Source organism: Streptomyces sp., assembly GCF_036524955.1.
Lineage (GTDB): Bacteria > Actinomycetota > Actinomycetes > Streptomycetales > Streptomycetaceae > Actinacidiphila.
In genome coordinates this window covers 1-20,419 of sequence record NZ_DATDBG010000031.1, presented here as the reverse complement: position 1 = coordinate 20,419, position 20,419 = coordinate 1, and the positions used below count along the sequence as shown (strand labels likewise).

Genomic DNA, 20,419 nt, shown 5'->3' with positions numbered 1-20,419 from the left:
GGGCTCGGGGTGTCCGGCCGCTAGGGGCGTCCTGCGCTCAGTGCGGATGGTTACCGCAGTGACGGCGGTGGGGCTGGCGGGGCGGCAGGGTGAGCGTGATCTGCCGTACGAGCTGCTGGAAGCACGCCAGAGCCGCGACCGGGGGGAGGGCGACGACGGCGCACCCGGTGAACGATTTCGGCGCCTCGGTGACACACAGCGCCACCGCCAACGCCGAGAAGAGCAGTACGACCGACCAGGAATGCACCGCGCGGCGGCGATGCAGGGCCGCGCGCAGGATCGACAACGAGGCCACCGCCCACGGCCCGTAGACCAGCAGGGGCCACCAGTCCGCCAGGTCGCCCGCGGTACCGGGACTGGCGACGAGCCGCAGTGGGTCATAGGCGATCACGCCGCTGAGCACGCTCACCATGGCGACGATGGCGGCGGCCAGCGCCGCGGAGGCGAAGCTCAGCACCTGGACGGACACCAGCCGGGCGACCCGTACGGGTGGCCGCCGGCGACGCCCCCGGACGACTCGCCCGGCCGCGGGGATCCGCATGGTGTCCGACTGCCACTCGGCCGCGGCGCCGGGAGGCCCCGCCTGGTCGGCCACCCGCTCCGCGTCCAGCCCGTCAAAGGAATCGAGAAGCTGTTCCAACTCGGCCTCGGGATTCCATTGTTGGGGGATAACACCGATGCCGGTATCGGTCAGCGCATTCTCCGCACCCGGCGCGGCGCCGTACGCCCCGTCGTTCAGCCCCTGCCATGCAGCCCTCGGCATGCCCTCATACGCCCGAGGCTCCGGGGAGCTCCAGAAATCGGGCCCGCTAGGCATGGTGGTCCCGCGGCGTCCGGTCGGAAAGCGAACCGACCGAGCCGATGGCGTCGAACCGGCGGACGAAGTCGGCCTGGATCGTGCCCATCGCCCCGAGGAATTCCTCCAGCAGCGGGGAACAGTGGCTCAACGGGGCCTGCTGACCGTCACGCTCGGTCCGGGTGCCCGCGTTCTCTCCGAACATGCGAGCCGAACCGGGCACGAGCACCCGCTCCCCGAGCCGCGCAGTGCCTGCCTCCGCGCGGGAACCGCCCGAATGCCGGTCCGCCGTACGGGGAGGGAACTTGGCTGTCGTCATACTTCCCCAACGACTGCCTTGTTCCACCGGGTGTGCGGCACATGGGTGACACATTATCTCTAAGAGATGATATGCCGTATGTCGTATGAGTTGACCCGAGCGGGCCGCCCGCCGGATGGTGTCACCGCCGGCCGGGCGGCGGCTCCTTCCGCCGCCCCTCCTCCGCCAACCGGGCGGCGTGGGTGCCCGGCGCGTCGGCGAGATCACGGACGACGGACAGGCCCCCAGTGCCCAATTATCCTTGTTCGACCGGGATGAGGGCATGCGCCCGATGAAATCCCATGCGCGAACAGAACAGCGGCGGCACCGAACCACCGGTCACCACCTGCCCTCATGTGACGGCCCATCAGCCCGCTGGACGCAAAAGCGGTCCCTGACCAGCGAAGACAATGACATGCCGCTCGACTACTAGCAATTCAGAACACGGATACGTACACTCGCGTCAGCACAGTTGCGACGACAGTGTCGATCACTTCCCGGCGACATGTACCTGCAAATATGTCGGCTCACGGTCCGAGCCGATTCCCGCACCGGATGCGCAGCAGGTTGAATGAGCTTAGGGGCTTAGGGTGAGGTTTCCCGAACACGTAACATGGCAGAAGTTATCGCTTTGTGGTGACGGCTGCTCATGTTTCGAAGTGAGCCTCGGCGGTGATGAGGCATACGTTCGCGACTCAAAAGATTCATCACAGAATTCCTTACGCCCTGTCGTGCGGGAATGCGGCGTTCCTTGGGAGCTGCCGCGCCCGGCGACTTCGATCCCGTCGGCCTCCACGAGTATTCTCTCCGCGCAGCCAGTGAGCGAGGCGCATCCCTGTACGGTCAGGACCTCAGGGTGATGCGTGATGTCTGAGATTTTGGACGAGCATCTCGCGAAGGAGCCGCCGGCTGCCTCGCCGGAATCGCTTTGGCACAACCCCGACTTCCTCAAGTTCTGGTCGGGTGAAGCACTGTCGCTGTTCGGTGCCCAGGTCACCAACCTGGCATTGCCGCTGACCGCGGTGATCGTCTTCAACGCCAGCCCGGAGCAGGTCGGCATGCTGCGCTTCCTGCAGTTGGTGCCGTACCTGTTCCTGGCCCTGCTGTTCGGGGTCTGGGTAGACCGGAGCCGGCGCAAGCCGATCATGCTCCTGGCAAACACCGTCCGGATGCTGTTGATCGCGTCGGTGGCGCTGCTGGCGCACTACCACCACCTGTCCGTCACCGGACTGCTGGTGATCGCCTGCGCGGTGGGCGTCTTCTCGGTGTTGTTCGACGTCAGTTGGATGTCCTTCGTGCCCAGTGTGGTCAAGGACCCCGAGCGCTACGTGGAGGCCAATCAGAAGCTGGGTGTCACCCAGTCGACCACCGACGTGGCCGGGCCCGGCGTGGCCGGCGTGATCATCGGCTGGCTCGGACCGCCCACCGCGCTGGTGGTGGATGCGGTGTCCTACCTCGCCTCGCTCACCAGCCTGTTATGGATCCGAACCCCCGAGCCGGACCCGCCGCCGCCGGCCGGCAGGCGGCACATCGGCCGGGAACTGGCCGATGGTGTGCGGTGGGTGTTCGGTGACCGGATTCTGCGCCCGCTGGCCATGCTGGCTCCGTTCACCAACTTCTCGCTGACCTGCGTCTCGACGCTGTTCCTGCTCTACGGCGTGCGCGACAAGGGGTTGAACCCGGCGACGGTCGGCCTGATCTTCTCGGCCTCCTCGGTCGGCGCGCTGGTGGGTGCCCTCGTCTCCAAGACTCTCATCCGTCGATACCGGATCGGCGTGGTCTACGGGTTGGCGCTGGCGGGCATCTACGCCGGCCCGCTGCTGATCCCGCTCGCCGGAGGTTCCCGGCCGCTGCTGATCGGGATGTTCATCCTGTCCCTCCTGATCAGCTATTTCGGCGGGGGACTGTCCAACGTGGTGCAGCTCTCGCTGCGCCAGACCTGCACTCCGCCGTCGCTGATGGGCCGGATGAACGCCGCCTTCCGCACCTTGCTCTTCGGCGGCGGCGCGCTGGGCGGTTTGTGCGCCGGCCTCATCGGCGGCGCGATGGGACTGCGCGCCGGCCTCACCCTGGTGGCAATCTGCTCGGCCGGGATGCTGGTGCCGATCGCGATGTCGCCGGTGGTCCGACTGCGTGCGATGCCGGCACCGACAACCGATCCGACCGCCACAACACCGGTGGTTGACTGACCTCTGCCGTCGGCGGGCCGGCTACTGCGCCGTGCCCACCGCCCCACTGTTATGACGTGGCTGTACCACTACACATCCGAGCATATGTCCGAGAAACACCCTGGCTGCAGGCTGAGCGTCTCGAAGGAGCAACTCATGCATGCTCTGAAGCCGCCGATGGCGGATGGGGAACCGGAGCAGGCCGTCAACTCCGGTGCCCTGGTTGAGGAGATCTCTGGCCGGCCGAGCCGGCTGGCTGGACGACCGCGCGCAGGCGGGCGACGCCGACGCCTTTTACGCCCAGCAGTTCCTGCTGTCCCGCATCCCCCAGTCGCGTACGGCGATGCGGCATGACGATCGGGACAGGGCGGGACCTGCCCACCGGGGTGGGCGAGGAGTCGGACGGCCGGGTTCGGCGGCTGTCCTTCGCTCAGGAGCAGCTGTGGTTCCTCAACGAGCTGGCGCCCGGCCAGACCACCTACAACATCCTGATGGTCTGGCGGCTGCACGGCCCGCTCCGGGTGGACCTGCTGCAGCGCTGCGTGAACCTGGTGGTGGCGCGGCACGAGTCGCTGCGCGTCACCATCCGCAACGACGAAGGTACGCCCTACCAGGTGGTGGCTCCGGCGGCCGAGGTGCCTCTGCCGGTGACCGACCTGCGTGCGCTGCCCGAGGCCGAGCGCGAGCAGCGGGTACAGGCCGAGATCGATGCGCAGCGAGCCGAGCCGTACGACCTGGAGACCGGACCGCTGTGCCGGTTCCGGCTGCTCCGGCTGGATGCCGAGGAGTACGTCTTCTGCCAGGGGTTCCACCACATCATCACCGACGGCTGGTCCGCCGCGGTGGTGAACGCGGAACTGTCCACCGCCTACCGGAGCCTCTGCTCCGGCACCGAGCCGGCGTTCGAGGACCTGGAGCTGGACTACACCGAGTTCGCCGAGTCCCAGCGCGAGCGGTTGCAGGGCGACGCGCTGACTGACGAACTGGCCTTCTGGCAGCAGACGCTGGCCGACCTGCCGGTGCTGGAGCTGCCCGCCGACCGGCCCCGTCCGACCGGCGGCAGCCATCACGGTGAGACCCTGATCAAGGACTTCCCGGACGACCTGCGCGGCATCGTCCAGCAACTCGCCGACGACCACGGCGCGTCCATGTTCATGGTGTTCGCCGCCGCCTGCAACCTGGTGCTCAGCCGCTACACCGGCCTGGAGGACATCCCGATCGGAGTCCCCATGCTGGGCCGGCCGGAGCCGGAGCTGGAACCGGTGGTCGGCATGTTCATCAACATGGTGGTGCTGCGCTCGGATCTGTCGGGCGATCCGACCTTCAGCGAACTCATCGACCGAATCGCGGACAGCAATCTGGAGCTGTACGACCACCAGGAGGTGTCGTTCAACCAGGTGGTCGACGCGGTGCAGCCGGTACGTGACCCGGACCGCAATCCGCTGTTCCAGGTCAGCGTGCAGCTGCTGGGCGAGAGCAACTCCGGCGAGAACCTCAGCTTCCCCGAGGTGGTCGCCGAGTTCGTGCCGCTGGCCTCACTCGACTCCCGGTTCGACATCGCACTGAACATCATCGACACCGGCTCGTCACTGCGCGCCAACGCCGAATACTCCTCGGACATGTTCGACAGGTGGCGGATGGAGGCGATGCTCACCCATCTGGAGACGGTGCTGCGTACCGCGGCGGCCGACCCGAGCCTGCCGCTGTCGCGGATTCCGATCGTGGTCGGCGCCGAGGCCGAACAACTGCTCTCGATCGGCCGCGGCGAGGTGGTCGGGTACAGCCGACAGCCGCTGCACGTCGCGGTTGCCGAGGTGGCACGGCGGCAGCCGGACGCGGTCGCGGTGGTCTGCGACGGCGTCGGGCTGAGCCACCGCGAACTCGACCGGCGGGCCGGCTTGCTCGCCCGCCACCTGCGGGCCAAGGGCCTGCGTCACGGCCAGGTGGTCGCAGTGGCGATCGACCGGGACCTCGACGCCTACGTGACCATGCTGGGCATCCTGAAGGCGGGCGCCGCGTTCGCCCTTCTCGACCCGGAGCTTCCGGCCGGCCGGATGGCGTTCGTGATCGGTGACACCGCGGCACCGCTGGTGATCACCCGCTCCGGCATCGTGGAGCGGCTGCCCGAGTCGACCGGGTGGCAGACCGTGCTGATCGACACCGACTGGCCGGCTGTCGAGGCGATCACGGTGGACGGGCCGCTGGAGGAGTGGGCAACCGCCGACACCCCGGCCTGCGTCCTCTACACCTCCGACTCGACCGGCCGGCCCATCGGCGTGGTGATCGCGCACCGGGCGGTGTCGTTCTTCTGCGAGGCCTACCGCCGCACCTTCGACTTCGGCCCGGACGACCGGTTGCTGCACCTGCCGTCGCTGTCCTCCGGCATGTCCCAGGGCGAGCTGTGGACCGGGCTGCTGAGCGGCGCGACGGTGGTCGCCGTGTCGCCCGAGGAGGCTGCCTCTCCGGAGCGCCTGGCCGCGCTGATCCGCGACCAGCGGGTGACCTACGCCGGTCTGCCGCGGGCCGTGCAGTCGGTGATCGACGCCGACGCCTGCCCGGACCTGAAGTACGTCACGGCCGACGCGCAGGGGCTGCCGCCGGAACTGGTCAACAAGTGGAACACCGGCACCCGGCGCTACGTCAACCTGTACGGGCCCACTGAGGCGGCGATCGCCTGCGTCGAGTACGAATGCCCCCAGATCGAGTGGCAGACCTCCCCGCCGATGGGCCGGCCGCACGTGAACCGGCAGATCTACGTGGTGGACCGCGCGATGAATCTGGTGCCGCGCGGGGTGGCCGGCGAGTTGCTGATCGGCGGCGAGCCGGGAGGTCTGGCAACGGGTTACCTCAACCAGCCCGAGCTCACCGCCGAGAAGTTCATCGACGACCCGTTCCACCCGGGCCGACTGGTCCACCGCAGCGGCGACCTGGTGCGCTGGACCTCGGACCTGCAGATCGAGTTCCTCGGCCGGGTGGACGACCAGGTCCACGGCGACGCCGCACCCGACCCGGTCGAAGCCGAAACCGACGAGGACGGTTACGACGAGCCCCGCACGCCGACGGAGCAGTCCATCGCCGGCATCTTCGGTGAAGTGCTCTCCCTGCCCAGAGTGGGCGCCGAGGACAGTTTCTTCGACGTCGGCGGCAACTCGCTGCAGGCGATGCGCGCGGTCAGCCGGATCAACAAGGGATTCGGTATCAAGCTCAGCGTCCGGACGCTGTACGGCAATGTCACCGTACGGGCGGTTTCGGCGGTGGTGGATGAGAAGATGGGAGGCAAGCCCGCCTGACGGCGAGCGAGCCGATACTCATGGCTGATATGGAACGGGTCGTGCCGCTCAGTCCGGACGGCACCGCGACGCCGCTGTTCTGCGTGCATGCCAGCTCGGGCTCGGCCTACTCCTACCTCGAACTGGCCCGGCTGCTCGGCGCTGACCAGCCGGTTTACGGAATCGAGGCGCCAGGCTTCGACGGCGACCGGGAACCGGTCCGGTCACTGCACGCTCTGTCCGCCGAATACGCCGAGACACTGCGGGAGTTCCAGCCGGACGGCGATTTCCTGCTGCTCGGCTGGTCGCTGGGCGGCGTCATCGCCTTCGACATGGCGCGGCGGCTCACCGCGGCCGGGGCACGCGTCCGGCAGGTCATCATGATCGACGTCAGCGTGCCCCGGGTCGCCGAACTGCCGCCGGAGAAGGAGATCGCGCGCCGGTTCCTACGCGACATGCTGTCGGCCGTGGGTGCTCCGCCGACGGCGCTGGACCGGGTGCTGGCCGGGCAGCCGGACGAGGCCACCAGTGAAGCGATCTTCCTGGCCGCCGAGAGTTCGGGCGCGTTGCCGGCGGAGTTGGACGCGGACCTGCTGGCCGAGCGCTACGCGGTGTTCCGCGCGCACGTCGAGGCGTCGTTCGGATTCGAGGTGACCGAGCCGCACCACGGCCGGGTGGTGCATCTCATCGCCTCCGAGTCACCGCTGCAGTACATGCGCTGGGACAAGGTGGCAACCGGCCTGACCGAGCATGTTGTGCCCGGCAGCCACCACTCGATCTGGACCGGGAACAGCCTGCTGCGGCTGGCCGGGCTGACACGGGCCGCACTGGCCGGCGCGGACTGACGACCCGATCAGCCGGCCGGCGGATTGACGGGAGCACTGACCCGGTTTTCCGGACACGGTACGGATCTTTCAGGGAGTGAGCTTGTGGTTTTCAGCTGATTCGCTACTTCGGGGATGAGAGGTGGAACGAGATGTCAATGGGTCCGTTGCCCGTACCCGCGGAAACGGAACTGGCCGGATCCTACCTGTGCGAACCTCTTGCGAAGTTCTTGGCCAAGATGTCTAATATAGATAATCGTAACGGCTCTGACCTGCGGCGCGTGACTTCACTGGTGTTCAGCCAGGCATCTCGCTGACTTTACGTCCCCACACATTCCGCGTGTGTTCCAGTGGCGTTTGGATCGAGGAGTGCACGATATGCCCTTAGTAAGAGACCAGCTCACGGAAATGTCGAATGCGGAGCTGCTCGACTGCACGCTCCGCGACGGTTCCTATGCCGTCGATTTTCAGTTCGACGAGGGGTTCGTGACGCATCTGCTTTCCCGGTTCAACGAAACCCCGGTCTCCAAGATCGAGATCGGCCACGGACTCGGACTTGAGGCGGAGCGGGCCGGGATCAAACCCGGCAATATCGACCATAATCGCTGGTGTGAGATCGCCGATTCGATACTGACGAAAAAACCGTGGGGCATGTTCGCGCAGCCGGAGTTCACGCGGCTGGACACCGTCGCGGAGCTGAGCAACCGAGGGATGTCGTTCGTTCGTGTCGGCATGGAGCCGGACAAGGTGGCCGAAAATCTCGACTACATACGGCGTGCCACCGATGTGTGCGGTCAGGTGTACCTGAACTTGATGAAATCGAGCGCGACGCCGGTCCATCAACTGCTCGACATGCTCGACGGAGTCAGTTCAGCCGTCACGGGCGTCTATGTCGTGGACTCCTACGGCGCGATGCTTCCCGCCGATGTCCAGCGCTATGTGACCGCGGTGAAAGAGCACTTTCCCGTTGTCGGGTTTCACGGTCACGACAACCTCGGCATGGCCAACATCAACAGCATCACCGCCTTCCAGGCCGGGGCCACGGTCGTGGACGGCACGCTCAACGGCATCGGTCGAGGGTCGGGCAACGCCGCGATCGAATCGCTGGCCGGAATCATCAAGATCTTGGAGGCCGACCTGTTCGACTACCAAGAACTGGCGAAACTGGCCGAATACTGCCGGGTCAACATGGATGTCATCGGTGAGGACCGCACCATGCAGGTGCTCGGTGGTGTGATCGGCATCCACTCGGGTTTCTTTCCGCTGGTGGAAGAACTGGCCACGAAGTACGGCACTGATCCGGCGCGCCTCATGGAAGCTGCGGTCAGCATCGCCGAGCAGAGCCCGCGCAAGGCCGACTTCCACACCGCGGCAAGCAGGATCGCCGGCTGAGCCGGACTACTGGGACCAGGCCGTGGCCTGACCGACCTTCAAACGGGAGAAGCACAGTGAGATTGGCTAGAATCGGGTCGGCTGCAAGCGGGTTCGACATCGCCGTGGGCCACCACGACAAGTGGCTCCTGCTGACGAGCCTTCGAGGTTACGAGAAGGTCACTCGAATTGCTGACATCGTGGGTGAGCGAGAGCTGCGTGACCTCACCGAGGCCGTCGAACAGCACAGGGACAACCTCGACCCCGTGAGCTTCGACCTCGCGCTCGCCGCCACCGTCGCCGATCGTGACACCGACATCTGGGGCACCGGGCTCAACTATCTGCGTCATTCAGACGATCTGGAAACCCAGCAGCCCGTCTCGGGTCCCGGTTCCTACCTGAGACCGACCAACTGCCTTATCGACAACGGCGGCCACATCGAACTGCCGACACAGTCGAAGCGCGTGACCGCGGAGGCAGAACTGGGGCTGATCGTCGGAACCGCGTGCAAGAACGTGTCCCGCAACAACTGGCGATCTGTCGTGGCGGGCGTCACCGCCGTCCTCGACATGACCGCGGAGGACGTGATCCGCGAGAATCCCCGCTACATACCGTGGGCCAAGGGATTCGATACCTTCTGCAGCGTCGGTCCGGTCCTGGTGACCCTGGACGAATTCAGTGACGACACCCTCAAGTCCGTCCGCATTGCCACTCTTCGGAACGGGCAGACGATCGCCTCGGCAACCCCGTCGGACATGAAGTACGACCTGGGCTATCTCGTGGAGTATTTCAGCGCGGGACGGACGCTCGAACCGGGCACGGTGATCTGTACGGGAACTCCTGGTGCCGCTGTGATCAACCCCGGGGACACGGTCCAGGCCGTCGTGGAGCACGTCGGCACGCTTACGCATCCCGTTCGGTAGCAAGGCGCCACACAGCGACCACGAGGCTGGGGGAATTCATGTACGGCCTGGAGGGCAAACGCGCCCTGGTGTTGTGCGGGACCAGAGGGATAGGCCTCGGTATCGCGTGCTGCCTGGCGCGTTACGGCAGTTCGGTGACGGTGTCCGGCACCGACGAGGGTCGGGCCGCTGAAGTGGCCCGGAGTCTGCCGGGGACCGGGAACTCCTCATTCGCGTGCGACTTCCGAAGGCCTGCCGGTGTCGGCGACAAGGTCGCCGAGACCGGACCCTACGACATCATCCTGCTCAACTCCCCCGGGTCCGCTCCCGGTACGGTGGATCAGCTGTCCGCTGCGCAGCTTCAGCAGTCGATCGACCTGATGCTCCTGTCGGTACAGAGCGCCGTCGCCGCGGGTCTGCCCGCGATGAAGCGAAATGGCTGGGGTCGCCTCATCGCCATCACCTCCAGTTCGCTGTCGACACCCATCAGTGGCCTGGCCGCTTCCTCCGTCGCGAGGTCGGCAGTGCAGTCCTACCTGAAACTCCTGGCTGAAAGCGTGGGCCGGTTCGGCATCACGGTCAACCACGTGCTTCCCGGCAAGATCGACACCGATCGGCTCCGGTCGGTCGACGCGGCCACCGCCGAAAAACTCGGGACGGACGTCGGGTCGGTGAGGGCGGCGACGCTGGAAACGATACCGGTGGGCCGGTACGGCACACCGGATGACGTCGGGGAACTGGTGTCGTTTCTCGCGAGCGAGCAAGCGGCCTACATCACCGGAACAGGAATTCGCTGCGACGGCGGGTACATCAGGTCGATCTGAACGGCCAGAGGCGACGCGATCGCGCACCATCACGGCACGGCACGGCACGGCACGGCACCCGGCAGGCGACAGGGAGAGAGGGCACATTGGAGACTCGGCAAATGTCCGTCCTGGACGGCATCGACCGTGCCGTGCGCGAATATCCGGACAGCGACGCCTTGCAAACCGCGGACCGGACCATCAGCTACCGGGAGTTCGGCGAACTCGTCGACGACTTCGCGCGCCGGCTGGAGGCCCGCACCTCGCCCGGCGAATTCGTCGGCATCCAGGGCAGCCGCGGTATGGGCGCGGTCGTGGCCATGGTCGGAGCGGTGAAGGCCAGGCGCCCGTTCGTCATCATCGACAGTCGTGACAGTGCGTCGTCGAACTCTGACAAGGTCCGATTGCTCGGCGTCAGACTGCTGGCTCGAGCCTCCGCGGGCGACGGCCCGGTGCACCTCGCCGAGGTGCCGGCGGAGTGGTGCCACGCGGACCGCCCGCCCGCCGACCAGGACCAGCCGCTGCCCGGATTCCCTTTCGCCGAAGGCGAGATCTGCTATGCGATCCACACCTCGGGTTCCACCGGGGAGCCCAAATGTGTCCTCGTGCGCACGGCTCCGCTCGCTTCGGTGATCCAGGACCATGTCGACCGCTTGTCCGTGGGTCCGGGGTGCACGACGCTGCAGTTCGCCCGCCTGACCTTCGACGGGTGCATCACCGAGATCTTCTGGACGTTGACCGCGGCCGCACGCCTGGTGGTGCTCGACGAAGCACACCTGGCGCCGGGAGCCGTGCTGCAGAGCACGTTGGAGCGGTTCGGGATCACGCACCTCAAGACGACACCCTTCGCGCTGACGATGACTGAACCCACGGGTGCGATGCGCCTTGAGCATGTGATCAACGGGGGCGGGGCCTGCCGGCTCTCGACGATCCAGAAGTGGTCCGCGGTGGCGAGCTTCCACAACGCGTACGGACTCACCGAGACCACCGTGTGCAACCTCCTCAGCGGTGCGCTCGATCCGAGCGACTGCCGGGAGTCGGTGCCGCTCGGCGAACTGGTGGGCGACTGCGGATACTACATCCGCGATGCGGACGACGCGGACGCCGCGGACGACGTGACCGGAACCGCGGTGGCGGAAGGTGCGGTCCGCCGCGGTGAACTCGTCATCACCGGTAACAGTGTGGCGGCCGGCTATCTCACCGAGCACGGCGTGCAGCCGTTCGGCCGGACCGGTGCGGCGAGCGCCTACCGCACCGGCGATGTCGTCGAACTCCGCGACGGGCAGCTCCACTTCGTCGAACGACTGGACCGGCAGGTGAAGGTCCGGGGCTACCGACTCGATCCCGGTGAGATCGAGAACGCGGTGTGCCGACTCGATTCGGTCCGGGACGCGGTGGTCGTGGCCGAGGCCCACGACGGTGCGGACGCCTCCGACCTGGATGCTCTTGTCTGCTACTACCAGAGTGACCTCGATCCTCGATCCGTGCGCCGCCATCTTGAGAGCATCCTCGACCCGTACAAGATCCCCTCGGTGCTCACACGCATCGACGTGTTTCCCTACACCCCCAACGGAAAGGTCGACCGGGACGCTCTCCAGACGAGCCGTCGGGCGCCCGGCGCCCAGGACGAGCCGGCCTCGCCGAGCCTGCAGGTGCTGCACCTCGTGCGCAGCCTGACCGGGATCAGCGATGCCGAGCTGGATGACAACTTCTTCGACGTGGGCGGCGACTCGGCATCGGCTGTCGTGCTGGTCAACAAGTTGAAGGAGCTGGGCTGGGCCGACGTCGGGGTTCGGGACGTGCTGAAGGCGGAGAACCTGCGGGTCCTCGCCGACCGACTGCAGGAACGGAGCGTGTAGCGCGATGTGCGGCCTGTGCGGGACCTTCGCGCCGGACGGAACCCTGAATCGCGCTGTCGCCGCGGCGATGCACTCCCGTCTGGTCCATCGTGGACCGGACGAGACCTACTCCCTGAGCACGCCCACGCTGTCGATGAAACTCGGTCGTCTCGGTATGACCGCGTTGAAGGACGGCTGGCAGCCGGCGGAGGACCTCAGCGGCAGGTTCGTAGCCATGACCAACGGGGAGGTATTCAATTACGGGGACCTCCAGGAGCGCCTCGGGGAGCACCGGTCCGGGAACAGGGTCGACGTGGCGGTGATCCCGGAACTCTTCGCACGTTACGGACCTGCGGGCCTCGAACGTGTCGATGGACAGTTCGCCACCGCCATTTATGACCGGGCCGAGAACAGCCTGTATCTGGGACGGGACCGCTTCGGTATATGCCCCATGTACTACACAGTCCTCGATTCGCATGTGCACTTCTGCTCCGAACTGAAGCCGCTGGTCAAGTGTGTGCCGAACGTGTGGCGGTTGGACATCAGCGCTGTCGACCAATACCTGTCGCTCGGCAACATCGTCGCACCACGAACGCTGGTGAAGGAAGTTCACACCGTTCCACCAGGGTGCGTGGTCCGGTTCGGCGAGGACACCCGGGAGACCATTCGCTATTGGAGGTACGGGGAGTTCGCGGTGGCGGAGCACTCTGTCACGGCGGAGGAGATCCGGGACACCTTGCGGTCCTCGGTGCGTGACCGCCTGCGCGCCGACGTCGAGATCGGTGCCTATCTGAGCGGCGGATTCGACTCCACTGCGCTCGTGATGGAGGCGGCTCGCGTTCTCGAGAAGCCGACGAGAACCTTCTCGGTGCTGTTCGACGACGTCGCGTTGGACGAGGGACGATTCCAGCGCGAGGTGTCGGAGGCCGTGGGCAGCGAACACCACCAGATCCGCTGCAGTCCTGCGCACATTGCCTCGGAGTTCGAGGAAATGGTGCGCCACTGCTGCTATCCGCAGCGTGAGACGTACAACGTCGCGGCGTTGATGCTCTCGCGCGAGGTTCGTCTCACCGGGCTCAAGGGCGTGATATCCGGTGAAGGGGCCGACGAGCTCTTCTTCGGCTATGACTCCTACGCCTTCGACGGTGCGCGCAGGAAACCCCGGGACAGCCACTCCGAGAACGAACAGGCGTGGGGCAGGGCGGACTTCGGCTGGGAGGTCGACTGGAACAAGCTGGCTCGTCGGCGAGAGCTCTGCCTCACCTCTTCGGCCGTGGCCGCCCTGTCCGGCAACGAGTTCTGGCGGGACCGGCTGATTCCGTTCGCCGACCAGGAGATCACCGGACTGACCCAGATGCAGCTCCGGTCGATCGCCGACGTGTACGTGCAGTTGGGTGGTCACCTGCTCGGTGACCACGGTGACGCGATGCTCATGGCGAACTCCGTGGAGGGCCGCTACCCATTCCTCGGGAACTCGATGGTCTCACTCGCATTGGGCGTCGGGGACGACGACAAGGTGGCGGACTTCGAGGGCAAGGCCTGTCTGAAGGCGGCATACGCCGGTATCGTCCCGCGACCGGTGCTGCAGCGCGCGAAGCAGGGATTCACAGCGTATGGACTGGCCGCGGTAGCGGATGACCGGATGCTCTCGAACTGGCGGGACCTCGTCGAGGCCAGCGGCATTTTCCTGCCGGATTCCCTCGACGGACTGGGCGCCGATCGTACGCCGGACAAGTGGGACGTCCGTCTGAGTTTGATCAGTATCAGCATGGTGATCGACGAGCTGGGGTTGCGGTTATGACTGACGCTTGGAGCGACCTGATCCATGGCGAGCGGTGGCGATCCTCCGGAACGCTGTGGGTCGAGAACGACACCGAGTACAGCTGGGAGGAGGTCGGGGAGCTGGCCTCGGCCATCGAGGAGGCGATTCGCGATCACGGCGGGGTCCGTGTGACGAGAGTCCGGTCCGGTTCGAAGCTGGGCTGCTTCGCAGGTCAGCTGGCAGCCTGGCGAGCCGGATGTGTCGCCGTGGCCGACGACGGCAACCTCGGACCGAGCGAGATCGACCACGTCCGGCCTGATCTCACCCTGGCCGTCTCCGTCGGTCGGACCTCGGCAGTCGAGCGGGTCGGGCTGTCGGACCGGCGGCTCCCGGAGACTCGGATCCCCGCCGAGGTCGTCGCGGTCAACTTCACCTCCGGAAGTACCGGCAGCCGGAAGGCCGTGGGCGTGACCCGCGGCAACCTGCTGGCGCTCTTCGACTGCCGCGACCTGGACGTGCCGGTGACCGACGGACTGACCTCAGGCAGCTTCGCCACCCCTACGTACGACGGCTGGTGGTTCGACACCTGGCGGACGGTCTCGGCGGGTGGAACCGTCGTCTGCCTGCCGAATGTGAACGAGGACGTGTTCGCCTGGCCGGAACTCGCCGAGAAATACCGCATCGACCGCTTGCTGCTGCCCGCTGCCGTTGTCGCCACGATCATCGGGGCCGTTCCCGCGTGTGTCGCCGACATTCCGTGGCTGTTCAGCGGCGGCGAGCAGTTCCAGGTGTCGACGTACCATCAGGCTCGACAGGCCGGCCTGAAGAACCGGTTCGTCAACCTCTACGGCCCAACCGAGGCGACGTTCGCCACCCACAAGTACGAACTGCCCGAGAGCCTCACGTCCGCGGCCATCCCGATCGGCAAGCCGCTGGACGGGTGTCACCAAAGTCTGCAGGACCTGGGCGAGCGAGTGATCGACTCCCGTGAGCTCGTGGTCGCCGGCCCGTTCGTCTGCCTTGGCTACATCGAGAAGGGCGCCCTCGCCCGCCGGTTCCACACCGGCGACGGGCAGCCATCGTTCCGGACCGGCGACGTGGTGCGAGTGGACGACGACGGAAATCTCGTGTTCGCCGGGCGGCTGGACAGTCAGATCAAGGTGAACGGGATGCGGGTCGACGCCGCTGCCCTGGAGCACCAGGTGACAGGCCTGCCGGACGTGTTCGACTGCCGGGTCGTCCAGAACGGGCCGCACACGGTCGCTTTCGTGCGAGCCGGCCCCGAATTGTCGACGGATCTGACCGCTCGATCACGGATCGAGTCCGTCGTGAAGAGGTTCTCGCCCGCGATCGGGGTGCAGCTGGTGGAGCGGTTCCCGACGAAATCCGGTGGGAAAGTCGATACCGCCTCCCTGATGGACCAGTACGTCGCTACAGACAAGGGCGGAGAGGGATGACCGACATTTCGGCAGCCATGATCATCGAATGTGTGCGGAAGGTTTTGAATCGCGATATCGCGGAGGACACGGATATATTCTCCGCCGGGGTCGATTCGTTGGCCGTGTTACGGTGCCGGGCACTGCTGAAGCAGCAGACCGGCGTCAAGGTTCCCGGACACGTGTTCTTCGGAGGACGGACTCCGGCAGGCATCGCCGAATTGATCGGAGCAGAGAATGCTGGTCGTTGAGGACAGCCCGCTCTACTCGGCGGATTTCTTTGCCGTCGGCGACCCGTGGGCATACCTGGCCGACCTCCGGGAGAACAACCCGGTGTCGATCCACCGCAGGTCGGACGGCTACGAGTTCTACGCGTTGACACGCTACGACGACGTGTACGCGGCCTACGTCGACCACATCCGTCTGAGCTCGTCGTACGGAACGATGATTGACGGTTCGTACCGTCCGCAGAAGGACTCCGCCTCCGGCCGTATGCTGATCGTGGCCGACCAGCCGGCGCACACGGCCATCAAGAAGCCGATCAAGGCAAGCGGGTTCAACCGGACCATGCTTGAGAGGACCGGTCGGACAGTCCGCCGGAACATACGCAACGCCCTGGCCGAACTGTCGGTCGGTGATCGCCTCGATTTCAGCAAGGTCATCGCGCCGGAGCTCCCGAAGGGAGTGCTGGAAGTCCTCTTCGGTATCGGCTCGAAGGACGCCACCGTGCTCCTGGAAGCCACGCGGACGATGATAGGTTATCGTGACGAGGCATATGTCGGTACCTCTCCTCTTGATTCGCTTGTCGACGCGCAACTCGAAGTCCTCGATTTCATCGACGACCTGATCGAGCAGCGCATCAGGTCCGGGGCCGACGATGACATGATCGGCTTCCTCGCCCAGTGCGTCACACGGGGCGAGATATCACGTGACGTCGCGCTGCTGAACGGGCTGAACGTGGCAGTCGGCGGAAACGAGACCACCCCGCACACGGCGAGCCTGACCGTCGACACGATCCACCGTGAGCGTTCGCAGTGGCAGAAGCTGATCGACGGCGACGTGTCCTGTGAGGTGGCCACCCAGGAGTTCCTGAGATGGACCTCGACCAACAGCTACGTGCAGCGGCTCACGGTGACCGACTTCGCCGTCGGCGGGTATGTCATCCCGGCCGACAGTTTCGTCACGCTGTGGAACATGTCGGCGAACCGGGACTCCTCGGTGTTCGAGCACCCCGATTCGTTCGTGATCGACCGGCCCAACAACAAACAGCTCGCTTTCGGCGCGGGTGTCCACCGCTGCATCGGTGCGCCGGCGGCGACACTGGAGATCCAGACGCTCATCGAGGAACTGGCTTCCTGGGGCAAGGCATTCGCCGTGGTGGAGACGCCCCAGCGGCTGCACTCCAACTTCATGCTGGGGCTGACCGAACTGCAGGTCGAGGTGGTCAAATCCAAGGACCTCGGCGCATGACCAAGCCCGCCGGCACAACAGACCTGATCGCCTCCTTTCCCGCTGCCGGTTCCGGCGGTACCACCCTTGAACAGCTGGAGAAGCTCGCTGCCCGGCGCGGTATGGCATACGTCGCCATGTCGAACCCGGCTTCCACCGACTCCCTCGAGTCAGGGGAGTGGCAGGCGGAGTCCATCGAAGAGATCCGGCGTGCCGTGGATCAGGCGTCTGCGGGTCGCGTCATCCTGGTCGGGCACTGCATGGGCGGGCTGTCCGCGGTCCGCCTGTCCGAAGGCGTCGCGTCAGGGCTTGCCCTGCCGGTCAGGGTGCTGGGTATCAACACCCCGTGCCCGGACTCCACCGGACGAATACCGACGATGTCGCAGTTCTCGGACGCCGAGGTCGCAGAGGTGCTGGCGCACGACGGATTCCCGCAGGACTTGCTCGACGACGAGGACATGCTGGCGGAGATCGCAGACGGCCTGCGGAAGGACGCCACGGTCGCCGACCGGCTGGCCGAGTGGGTCAACTCGGCCGGCGACCTCGAAACCCTGCACGTGCTGTCAACACGCGGTGACGTGTTCATCCCGCCTGAACAGTGCGCCCCCTGGCGGCACCGGGTATCGGGAGAGTTCCAGCTGACGATCACCAAGGGAGGTCATTCGCTCGACGAAGCGCTGATCGGAGTACTCGAGCGCGCCATCGACTCCGTCAGGGCATCCGCGCGAGCGGAGGTGGCGTGACCAATCTCCAGAAGTCGATGGGTGGCGCCGTCGGCACGTTCGTGGCGCTGTCCACGATCCTGGGCAGCGGCATGATGATCCTGCCCGGCACGAGCTACCACGAACTGGGCAAATCCGCGTGGATGCCGTGGGCCGTCGCGGCTCTGTCCGTCATACCGTTGCTGTATTGCTATGCATGGCTCGGCCGGCGCCATCCTTCGGCCTCCGGGGTTGCCCACTACTCCGAGATCGCCCTCGGGCCGGCCGTCGGGCGTGCTGCCGGGCTGCTGGCGACGTTCGCGCTGGTCACCGGAATTCCGGCGACGGCAATCACCGGGGGACGCTACGTCGCGGAGTTCTCCGGCGCCGGAAGCCTGGCGTGGGCGTTCCCGGCGGTTGTCCTCGGAGGCGCCACCGTGGTCGCGTGCCTGGGAGCGAATGTCTCGGGCAAGCTGCAGGTGACCTTGATCCTGGGTCTGTTCGCTCTGGTCATGTGTACCGCGGTGGTCGCTCTGAGCGCGCATGGCCTGACGGCGCCGAGTACCGAACTACCCAGGTTCAGCAGGCTGGGTGGCGTGCTCACCGCCGTCTATGTCGCGTTCACCGGCTGGGAGACGGTGGCTTTCACCTTTGAGGAGCACAAGCGTCCGGATGTCATACCGCGCATCTTCGCGGCCTCTTACCTGATCGTGGTGGCGTTGTACGCGCTGGTGCTGCTGGGCCTGTTCGCGGCCGTGAATCCCGGCGACAAGGTGTTGGATTCGGCTCCGTTGCTGATCCTCGCAGAGCGGTCGCTCGGAAATCTGGGACGTCCGGCCACGTTGTTGCTGGTTGTCGCCCCCATCACGGCGAACGTCTTCGCTTCGGTCCTGGCGCTGTCCCGGCTGGTGTTCGGCATGGCACGAAGTGGGTATCTGCCCGCCCTGCTGAGCAGGGTGCGCGAGCGGGACCGCAACCCGGTGACGTCCGTGATCACGGTCGGATCGACATTGACGCTGATCGCGATCCTGGGGTCGAGCGGCCTCGTCCCGTTCGAGGCCCTGTTCATTCTGTCCGGCGGAATCTATTTCGTGTTGTACGGGATCGGTGCGGCCTCGTTCGCGAAGCTGGCCCGGGGGGACATGGCACGGGTCATCAGCGTGATGTGTGCCGTGACGGTCGTTTCTGTGACCCTCCTGGCCGGACCGCCCATGTGGTTGTGCTGGGCCCTGTTCGCCGTCGTCTGGCTCGGAACCGCAACGCTCGGTCGCCGGCCGTCGACCGTCGGACGCCGGCGCGTGGACAGCTGAGCAGGGAGATCTTGTGGAGACCACGACGAACGACCTCACGCCCAGCACCGTGTTCTTTCCCGGCGCCGGTTCTTTCGGCAGGGAGTTCCAACTCCTGGTGGACGCACTCAAACCCGCGGCTTGGCTCGTCAAGTATCCGGGGCGTTACGGAAAAGACTTCGGAGTCCCGGCCGAGTCATTCGACGGGGTCGTGCGGGCCTGCACCGAGCAGATAGCCCGTCGGGCGCCCGCACGGCCCGTGCTGTTCGGACACAGTTTCGGTGCTTACGTGGCGTACGCGACCGCGTTGAGACTGCAGGACGCCGGCATCGGGGTCTCGGCACTGGTGGCCGTCGGCGCCTCCGCCCCCGGGCGGCTTGAGGTGTCGGAGCAGGCCACGGGCACGCTCTCGGACGCGGCGACGTACCTGGACAGCGTCGATCCCGGCGCGCTGGCCGACGCACCGTCGGATGACTGGCGAGAGGTCGTTGTCGAGACGGCAGTACACGACCTGCGCCTGCTGCGGCAGTTCGACGCCGCCGCGTCCACCGGCGTTCACTGTCCCATTCTCGCGGTACGCGGAGACGCGGATCCGCTGACGTCGGACGCCGGAGTCCGCGAGTGGGAGCACTCCACGGACGGCGTGTTCTCGCTGCGCGTCTTTCCGGGCGGCCATTCGGACTTCCTTCGGTCACCCGCCTGCACGTCCTGGCTCCGCGGGATTCGGGACGGCTTCACCTAGGAGCTGTCCCACGGTACGGACCCGCGGCCACGTCCTCATCTCCTGTCGGGGTGTCTCGTTCATGCCAGACCTGGCTTTCGTCGTCCTCACCGTCGTGGTGTTCGCCGTGCTCGCGCTGGTGGCCAAGGGGGTCGAGAAGCTGTGAGTGCCGAGAACGTCGTCGGCCTGGCGGTGGCCGTCCTGCTGGTGGGCTACCTGGTGCTGGCCCTGATCTTCCCGGAGAAGTTCCAGTGAACGAGACCCTCGCGGGCTGGCTCCAGATCCTGGCGCTGGTCGGGGCGCTGGCGCTGTCGTACCGGCCGCTGGGCGACTACATGGCCCACCTCCTGACCTCTCCCAGGCACTGGAGGGTGGAGAAGGCCGCGTACCGGCTGGGCGGGGTGAACGGGGACGCCGACCAGAAGTGGACGGCGTATCTGCGCAGCGTGCTGGCGTTCTCGGCGGTCGGCGTGCTGTTCCTGTACGCGTTCCTGCGGTTGCAGAACCATCTGCTGCTGTCGCTGGGCATGAAGCCGGTCAAGGCGGACCAGGCGTTCAACACCGCGGCCTCCTTCATCACCAACACCAACTGGCAGTCGTACTCGGGTGAGTCTGCGATGGGCCATCTGGTGCAGATGGCCGGCCTGGCGGTGCAGAACTTCGTGTCCGCGGCGGTGGGCATCGCGATCGTCGCCGCGTTGATCCGCGGGTTCACCCGCAAACAGACCGACCGGGTGGGCAACTTCTGGGTGGATCTGACCCGGGTCGTGGTGCGGCTGCTGCTGCCGATGG

At 66.4% G+C, this 20,419-nt stretch carries 18 protein-coding genes; 16 read left to right on the top strand and 2 right to left on the bottom strand.

The window, feature by feature from the left end:
- Positions 1-37: 37 nt before the first annotated feature.
- Positions 38-763: a DUF2637 domain-containing protein gene (locus VIW71_RS02715; protein ID WP_331620254.1), complete on the bottom strand. Its 726-nt coding sequence runs from the start codon at positions 761-763 to the stop codon at positions 38-40.
- 46 nt (positions 764-809) lie between these two features.
- The gene (locus VIW71_RS02710; RefSeq protein WP_331620253.1) at positions 810-1,001 is read right to left on the bottom strand and encodes a hypothetical protein; all 192 of its coding nucleotides are present in this window, start codon (positions 999-1,001) and stop codon (positions 810-812) included.
- A gap of 971 nt (positions 1,002-1,972) precedes the next feature.
- On the opposite strand from VIW71_RS02710, the gene VIW71_RS02705 reads away from it, so the two are divergent.
- The 16 genes from VIW71_RS02705 to VIW71_RS02630 all read left to right on the top strand — a co-directional run.
- Positions 1,973-3,283, top strand: coding sequence for an MFS transporter (locus tag VIW71_RS02705; protein ID WP_331620252.1), 1,311 nt, complete (start codon positions 1,973-1,975; stop codon positions 3,281-3,283).
- 329 nt (positions 3,284-3,612) lie between these two features.
- Positions 3,613-6,552: a condensation domain-containing protein gene (locus tag VIW71_RS02700; protein ID WP_331620250.1), complete on the top strand. Its 2,940-nt coding sequence runs from the start codon at positions 3,613-3,615 to the stop codon at positions 6,550-6,552.
- Positions 6,553-6,593: 41 nt separating this feature from the next.
- A complete protein-coding gene (locus VIW71_RS02695; RefSeq protein WP_331620248.1) occupies positions 6,594-7,376 on the top strand; it encodes an alpha/beta fold hydrolase in 783 nt (260 codons plus the stop codon).
- 321 nt (positions 7,377-7,697) lie between these two features.
- Complete coding sequence (locus tag VIW71_RS02690) at positions 7,698-8,747, top strand: hypothetical protein (protein ID WP_331620247.1); 1,050 nt, start codon at positions 7,698-7,700, stop codon at positions 8,745-8,747.
- 104 nt (positions 8,748-8,851) lie between these two features.
- The gene (locus VIW71_RS02685) at positions 8,852-9,649 is read left to right on the top strand and encodes a fumarylacetoacetate hydrolase family protein (RefSeq protein ID WP_331620246.1); all 798 of its coding nucleotides are present in this window, start codon (positions 8,852-8,854) and stop codon (positions 9,647-9,649) included.
- A 38-nt stretch (positions 9,650-9,687) separates the two neighbouring features.
- On the top strand, positions 9,688-10,452 hold the full coding sequence (locus VIW71_RS02680; RefSeq protein ID WP_331620245.1) for an SDR family oxidoreductase: 765 nt from the start codon (positions 9,688-9,690) through the stop codon (positions 10,450-10,452).
- 101 nt (positions 10,453-10,553) lie between these two features.
- Positions 10,554-12,290 carry a non-ribosomal peptide synthetase gene (locus VIW71_RS02675; RefSeq protein WP_331620244.1) on the top strand — a complete coding sequence of 579 codons (1,737 nt, stop codon included), beginning with the start codon at positions 10,554-10,556 and terminating at the stop codon, positions 12,288-12,290.
- 4 nt (positions 12,291-12,294) lie between these two features.
- Complete coding sequence (asnB, locus tag VIW71_RS02670; protein WP_331620243.1) at positions 12,295-14,070, top strand: asparagine synthase (glutamine-hydrolyzing); 1,776 nt, start codon at positions 12,295-12,297, stop codon at positions 14,068-14,070.
- Positions 14,004-15,488: an AMP-binding protein gene (locus VIW71_RS02665; RefSeq protein WP_331620241.1), complete on the top strand. Its 1,485-nt coding sequence runs from the start codon at positions 14,004-14,006 to the stop codon at positions 15,486-15,488. The genes asnB and VIW71_RS02665 overlap by 67 nt, the downstream gene beginning before the upstream one ends.
- Entirely contained in the window at positions 15,485-15,718 is a 234-nt protein-coding gene (locus tag VIW71_RS02660; protein WP_331620240.1) for an acyl carrier protein, read from the top strand. Before VIW71_RS02665 ends, VIW71_RS02660 begins: the two co-directional genes overlap by 4 nt.
- Entirely contained in the window at positions 15,705-16,937 is a 1,233-nt protein-coding gene (locus VIW71_RS02655; RefSeq protein WP_331620239.1) for a cytochrome P450, read from the top strand. Before VIW71_RS02660 ends, VIW71_RS02655 begins: the two co-directional genes overlap by 14 nt.
- The gene (locus VIW71_RS02650) at positions 16,934-17,659 is read left to right on the top strand and encodes a thioesterase II family protein (protein WP_331620238.1); all 726 of its coding nucleotides are present in this window, start codon (positions 16,934-16,936) and stop codon (positions 17,657-17,659) included. The genes VIW71_RS02655 and VIW71_RS02650 overlap by 4 nt, the downstream gene beginning before the upstream one ends.
- Complete coding sequence (locus VIW71_RS02645; RefSeq protein WP_331620236.1) at positions 17,656-18,927, top strand: APC family permease; 1,272 nt, start codon at positions 17,656-17,658, stop codon at positions 18,925-18,927. Before VIW71_RS02650 ends, VIW71_RS02645 begins: the two co-directional genes overlap by 4 nt.
- A gap of 13 nt (positions 18,928-18,940) precedes the next feature.
- Positions 18,941-19,648, top strand: coding sequence for a thioesterase II family protein (locus tag VIW71_RS02640; protein ID WP_331620235.1), 708 nt, complete (start codon positions 18,941-18,943; stop codon positions 19,646-19,648).
- Positions 19,649-19,789: 141 nt separating this feature from the next.
- The gene (kdpF, locus tag VIW71_RS02635) at positions 19,790-19,882 is read left to right on the top strand and encodes a K(+)-transporting ATPase subunit F (RefSeq protein ID WP_331620233.1); all 93 of its coding nucleotides are present in this window, start codon (positions 19,790-19,792) and stop codon (positions 19,880-19,882) included.
- On the top strand, positions 19,879-20,419 hold a 541-nt coding region (locus VIW71_RS02630; RefSeq protein ID WP_331620232.1), incomplete at its 3' end, for a potassium-transporting ATPase subunit KdpA. The genes kdpF and VIW71_RS02630, both read left to right, overlap by 4 nt.

Bases quoted from the DNA above. Each gene is read 5' to 3' on its own strand.
- VIW71_RS02715 (WP_331620254.1), bottom strand. From the start codon at position 763: ATGCCGAGGGCTGCATGGCAGGGGCTGAACGACGGGGCGTACGGCGCC.
- VIW71_RS02710 (WP_331620253.1), bottom strand. From the start codon at position 1,001: ATGTTCGGAGAGAACGCGGGCACCCGGACCGAGCGTGACGGTCAGCAG.
- VIW71_RS02700 (WP_331620250.1), top strand. From the start codon at position 3,613: ATGACGATCGGGACAGGGCGGGACCTGCCCACCGGGGTGGGCGAGGAG.
- VIW71_RS02680 (WP_331620245.1), top strand. From the start codon at position 9,688: ATGTACGGCCTGGAGGGCAAACGCGCCCTGGTGTTGTGCGGGACCAGA.
- VIW71_RS02675 (WP_331620244.1), top strand. From the start codon at position 10,554: ATGTCCGTCCTGGACGGCATCGACCGTGCCGTGCGCGAATATCCGGAC.
- asnB (WP_331620243.1), top strand. From the start codon at position 12,295: ATGTGCGGCCTGTGCGGGACCTTCGCGCCGGACGGAACCCTGAATCGC.
- VIW71_RS02660 (WP_331620240.1), top strand. From the start codon at position 15,485: ATGACCGACATTTCGGCAGCCATGATCATCGAATGTGTGCGGAAGGTT.
- VIW71_RS02655 (WP_331620239.1), top strand. From the start codon at position 15,705: ATGCTGGTCGTTGAGGACAGCCCGCTCTACTCGGCGGATTTCTTTGCC.
- VIW71_RS02650 (WP_331620238.1), top strand. From the start codon at position 16,934: ATGACCAAGCCCGCCGGCACAACAGACCTGATCGCCTCCTTTCCCGCT.